The organism is uncultured Mucilaginibacter sp. (genome assembly GCF_903913935.1).
Lineage (GTDB): Bacteria > Bacteroidota > Bacteroidia > Sphingobacteriales > Sphingobacteriaceae > Mucilaginibacter.
Map to the genome: position 1 here is coordinate 1 of NZ_CAIWNH010000019.1, position 4,580 is coordinate 4,580.

Here is a 4,580-nt window from a genome sequence, read left to right on the forward strand (position 1 = left end):
TAATAACCCGAGCTCAACACACAATTAACGCTATCAACAACCTGTTTCCCATTAAAAACGAATCCGGGCCCGCTAGCGACTTTATGATAATAAGTAAACTTCCCGTGTGGTATGGTCATTTGTGCATCCTTATAATAACCCACACTTAATGGACCGCCCTTTAAATCAAATTGCTTTACCATCCAGGCGGAATCGCCGGGTAATTGTGTAATTTCAGCATAGGATGTGGCAAGTTGCGTATTGGTAGTTATTTCGCCGCTTCCGGTAAGATAAACGCGGCCTGACTGGGCCTCAGCAAAAAAAGAAGCAAATACTAACAGAAATAACACGAAGAAAAGCTTTGACATGTGAATTGCAATAGGGCGCTATAAATATAACTATTCTCCTTTATTTGCCTTCAACACCCTTAAAAAATTACCGCCTAGTATCTTATTAATATCGCTTTCGGTATAACCCAGCTTTAAAAGTTCAGCGGTGATTTTCGGGTAATCCCTTACATCATCCATCCCTAATGGGTACGATGGCGCGCCGTCAAAATCGGAGCCTATACCTACGTGGTCAACGCCGATCAGTTTGGCGATGTAATCGATGTGTTTGATCAGCAGACTTAGGGGCGGGCGTAAAGCATCCGATTCAGTTTTATGCATGGCGAAAAGCTGGTCTGTTGCTAAATCTTCATCATGGTAAATTTTAGTGAGGGAATCCAACTGTACTTTGTATTTTTTGAGGAATACATCATTTTTCCCAAAGAAGGTACTGTCTACAAATCCGCTGAAAAAGTTTACAAATACGACGCCGCCATTTTTTGCCAGCGCCTTTAACTGTGCATCTTTCAGGTTGCGCCTGAAAGGATCTAAAGTGTAGGAGCAGCTATGGGATGCAATAACCGGTTTGGTTGTAGTGGCGAGAACATCATAAAACGTTTGTTCGCCCGGGTGCGAAAGGTCGATCATTACGCCCAGGTCGTTTAAATGATGGATGATCTGTTTACCATAAGCGGTAAGGCCCACATGTTTTAAGCCCGCCCTGTTAGTAGTTTCGTCGGCAGCAGAGCTGGCCCACGAGGTACTGTTGTTCCAGGTGAGGGTTAAATAGCACATGCCCCGTTTGGCCAGGCTATCAATATAATCCATCCTGTCCTCTATCATGTGGCCGCCTTCAACACCAATTAACGCAGCCATTTTGTTTTCTTTTACCGCCTGCAATAGCTGTGCTGAATTTCGGACCAATGTTATCCTAAAAGGGTACCTGGCTATTAAAGCATAAAGCGAATCAATTTCGCGGTTAGCAAATTTAAAGGCAGTGCCCTTACCATATTGCGGCCCGCACCAGATAGAAAACACCTGCGCATCCAGGCCACCCTTTTTGGCGCGTACCAAATCAAAATTACCGGTAGTTTGCAATTTGCCGATATCCAGTTTATTGATCAATTCGTTGGAGAGCACATCGTTGTGCGTATCGATCAAAATAGCACGTTGGTGGGTCTCGTTTGCGTTTTGCGCGTTTACCTTTAGCATTAGTAGCAGTGGCAGGAGCAGGAGCAGTTTTTTCATGTGTTGAAGATAAGAATTATTTGTAAATGGAATGCCTGACGTCTTCATGATTTTACAAAATCGACGCTTTATCAAATGCCATTTATATAAAGATCGAATAATTGCTCAGTATGCAGATTTACTTTAACATGCCAAAATGCTTTACCTCCATCATATACATTAACCATTTGCTTTAACCAATATTTACGATCTGCATATATATGGCTATATTGGTAAAAGCTATTTACCAGTATAATTTTTTCTCCCTTTTCGTTTACATATCCAAAATACTGGCGCACATAATATGTAAGGTTTGGAAACACTGTTTTTCCGGCAATAGAATCAACCATACTTTTGCCCGAAAAGTTATAGGTAGGTGTCGAGACAAGCGTATCAAGACCTCGCCTCAGGCAATTCTCCACCAATTCAATATCTGTTTTTCCCGGTGTGAATACCTGTTGTTTAGATGTGTCTGTACTCTTAAATTTATTGTTAAATACAACGCCCTGAAAATCATCGCCCCAAATGCGGGCTGAATATATGGATGCCCGTTTCATTCGGGTGACCTTTTGAGAATACGTAAATGAGCTTAATAAAATTAAGTAAAGCAGAGGCAATATCTTCATCAAATAAACCTACGGAATGCCTTTTATGCAAAACGTTAAATGATGTTAAACTAAAAATCACAGATTAAAATTGATTTTTATGATTTCGCTGATTTCATATCCGGGGTCGCGTAGAGACGCGATGCATCGCGTCTATGACCATAATGTACGAATTGCAAACGAAAAATCCGGAGCGTAAATGCACCCAACCTGTCAGCGGGAGACGCGAAGCATCGCGTCTCTACAACATCTATTTCTTCATCTGCACATCTGAAATCTGCACATCCGCACATTATCAGGTCTGTATAATCCCCACATTAAACGCCTTTTCAATAGGCGCATGGTTGGCCGCTTCAATCCCCATCGAGATCACTTTACGTGTTTCCAGCGGATCAATGATGCCATCAACCCAAAGCCTGGCTGCGGCATAAAACGGCGTTGTTTGGCTGTTATATCTATCTGTGATTTCCTTTAATAATTGCGCTTCTTTTGCGGCATCAACTTCCTCGCCCCTGGCTTTCAAACCTGCCGCCTGGATCTGTACCAATGTTTTGGCCGCCGAGCCGCCGCCCATTACCGCAATTTTAGCACTTGGCCAGGCATAAATTAAACGGGGATCATAGGCCTTGCCGCACATGGCGTAGTTACCTGCCCCATAGGAGTTACCGATCACGATAGTAAATTTGGGCACTACAGAATTTGCCACCGCGTTCACCATTTTGGCGCCGTCCTTAATAATGCCACCATGTTCGGCACGGCTGCCGACCATAAAGCCGGTAACATCCTGCAAAAAAACCAGCGGGATCTTCTTTTGGTTACAATTCATGATAAACCGGGTGGCCTTGTCTGCCGAATCTGAATAGATCACTCCGCCAAATTGCATCTCCCCTTTTTTTGATTTGATCACTTTGCGTTCATTGGCGACGATACCAACTGCCCAGCCATCCACACGGCCCAGGCCGCAAATGATAGATTGCCCATACCCTGCTTTATATTCCTTAAACTCTGAATTATCCAGCAGGCGAAGCAATATTTCCATCATATCATAGGCTTTCTCGCGGTTATCGGGCAACAAACCGTAAATATCTTTGGGGTCGAGCTTTGGCGCTGCCGGTTTAATACGGTCGAAACCTGCTTTAACAAAATCGCCCACCATACCTATAATGTTTTTAATGGAATCGAGGCAGGCTTTATCATTCGGATGTTTATAATCCGTAACGCCGGATATTTCGCATTGGGTGGTTGCACCGCCAAGCGTTTCATTATCTACCTCCTCGCCAATTGCAGATTTCACTAAATATGATCCCGCCAAAAACACCGACCCTGTTCCTTCAACAATCATTGCTTCATCGCTCATGATAGGCAAATAAGCGCCGCCTGCCACGCAAGGGCCCATTATCGCGGAGATCTGGATGATGCCCATACTGCTCATGATGGCATTATTGCGAAAAATGCGGCCAAAATGTTCTTTATCCGGGAAAATTTCATCCTGCAAAGGCAAGTAAACCCCGGCCGAATCAACCAGGTAAATAACAGGCAAACGGTTTTCCATGGCTATTTCCTGGGCCCTGAGGTTCTTTTTCGCGGTGATCGGGAACCAGGCACCGGCTTTCACCGTGGCATCATTGGCTACAATAACACATTGCCTGCCAGACACATAACCGATGCCGCATACAACGCCGCCTGACGGACACCCCCCGTGTTCGGCATACAAGCCGTCACCGGCAAACGCGCCAATCTCCAACCATGGCTTATCAGCGTCAATTAAATAACTCACCCGCTCACGGGCTAGCATTTTGCCTTTTTCCTTATGCTTTGCTATTGCCTTTTCACCGCCGCCCAAATAAATCTTTTTCAGGCGCACGTTCAGGTCGTAAACCAATTGCTTGTTAATGTCTTCGTTTTTATTGAATTCGATATCCATGGGTTAGCGGCTGGAAATTAGTAATTAGAGATTAGTCGCAAGTTAGCGATTAGCAGTTATAGATTGGGAATTGGAATTTTTAAAATATCCTTGCAGCGACCTAATCTCAATTCACCATCCGCTAATCTCTAACTACACCGGTCTTCTCTTCACCGGCGAAATAGATTTCACAATAGTCTCGCCTTTTATGATCTTTTTCTGCGGTTTCAATCGCGATATGGAATTCTTATAAGCCATTTCCAGTAGTTGTTTAATGTCTTCTACCGGGAAATCAGCTTTATCTTTCACCTTAATATAGCGGTAAAGGCTGGCATCGCCCAATAGTATTTTTTTACGATCCGGAATTTCAGATCCCCGGTTAAAGCCAAAATTAACATGGCCTTTAAAAACAGCGATACTGCAAAAAACATCGCCGGCCTTATCCGTTGGCGACCAGCCAAATGCCACTGTATTGTAATTGTCGTAAATAAGCTCATTGGCATTGGGATAAAGCTCCCAAACAAGTTCCCTTAACCATAA

5 protein-coding genes are annotated in these 4,580 nt (G+C 43.9%); all 5 read right to left on the reverse strand.

All coding sequences use genetic code 11. The annotated features are described in order from the left end of the window. On the reverse strand, positions 1-347 hold a 347-nt coding region (locus tag QZY09_RS00730), incomplete at its 3' end, for a hypothetical protein (protein WP_295666820.1). Between the two features lie 30 nt (positions 348-377). After that, entirely contained in the window at positions 378-1,553 is a 1,176-nt protein-coding gene (locus QZY09_RS00735) for a dipeptidase (protein WP_295666822.1), read from the reverse strand. A 71-nt stretch (positions 1,554-1,624) separates the two neighbouring features. Next, a complete protein-coding gene (locus QZY09_RS00740) occupies positions 1,625-2,089 on the reverse strand; it encodes a hypothetical protein (protein ID WP_295666825.1) in 465 nt (154 codons plus the stop codon). Positions 2,090-2,432: 343 nt separating this feature from the next. Continuing rightward, positions 2,433-4,061, reverse strand: a complete 1,629-nt coding sequence (locus tag QZY09_RS00745; RefSeq protein WP_295666828.1) for an acyl-CoA carboxylase subunit beta — start codon at positions 4,059-4,061, stop codon at positions 2,433-2,435. A 132-nt stretch (positions 4,062-4,193) separates the two neighbouring features. Further along, positions 4,194-4,580, reverse strand: a 387-nt coding sequence (locus QZY09_RS00750) for a DUF1801 domain-containing protein (RefSeq protein WP_295666831.1), incomplete at its 5' end; no start/stop codon positions are given.